The 953-nt window shown below is 53.0% G+C and carries 2 protein-coding genes; both read right to left on the bottom strand.

The window, feature by feature from the left end:
• Positions 1–266, bottom strand: a 266-nt coding sequence (locus HMH01_RS17725) for a response regulator (protein WP_171327126.1), incomplete at its 3' end; no start/stop codon positions are given.
• 310 nt (positions 267–576) lie between these two features.
• On the bottom strand, positions 577–953 hold a 377-nt coding region (locus HMH01_RS17730; RefSeq protein WP_171327127.1), incomplete at its 5' end, for an integrase core domain-containing protein.

A 953-nucleotide genomic window follows, 5' to 3' on the forward strand; every position in this document is an offset into this window, starting at 1 on the left:
TTTGCCACATAGTCGTCAGCACCGCTTTCAAACCCCAGGACTACATCAACTTCAGTTGCCTTTCCGCTGATGAGAACAATTCCTGCGTCCGATCGCCGCCTGATTTCCTGCGCGATCTCAAGCCCGTTCGCGCCAGGAAGGACCGGGTCGATCAAGTAGACATCGATTGAGCACACAGATTCAATGTCTTTAAATTCACGAACATCCTTTGCAAAATAAACTTTATGACCATCGATTTTTAGTGAGCTAATAAAAAATTCATTCACGTCAGCAACGCTGACAAGGGCTAATATATTGCACCTAATCATTAAACATCATCCCCCTGCGTCGTTATTTTTCATCGCCCGCAATCACGCAGATCACACTACTCCGAGCTGCATTTATTCAATACACAGCGTGTACCTTTACCCTCTGGCGATCATATCTGCGCATGTTTCGCACGCGGAATGTTTCTGACGGTACATTTCCACGGTGATCAGCAAGGATTTTTGCTGTGGCTGGCAACTGCCTTGTCAATCTTTTACTGCGCTTTTCATGCTTTACAACCTGAAGTGAAACTGAGCTGCCACTGAACTTTCATCCAGCTGCGACCGGAGCCCGGTTGGTTTTTACGCCGGTCGGCGCAGGTTGAGCAATCGCCCGACGCGCGGAGCTTTCATCTGGCGCAGCGGGGCGGGCGATTGCGGTGGTCAGGGTCCGCGCGTAGTCGACCGGGGTCTGGTAGTCCAAGGCCGAGTGCGGTCGCTCGGTGTTGTAGTCGGCGGCCCAGGCAGCGATCACGACACGCGCGTGGGCCAGATTGCGGAAAATTGTCTCGTTGAGCAGTTCGTCGCGCATCCGCTCGTTAAAACTCTCCACAAAGCCATTTTGCATCGGCTTGCCGGGCGCGATGTAGTGCCACTCGACACGATGCTCGGAACACCACCGCAGGATGGCGTTCGAGGTCAGTTCCG

It is taken from the genome of Halovulum dunhuangense (genome assembly GCF_013093415.1).
Classification (GTDB): Bacteria; Pseudomonadota; Alphaproteobacteria; order Rhodobacterales; family Rhodobacteraceae; genus Halovulum; species Halovulum dunhuangense.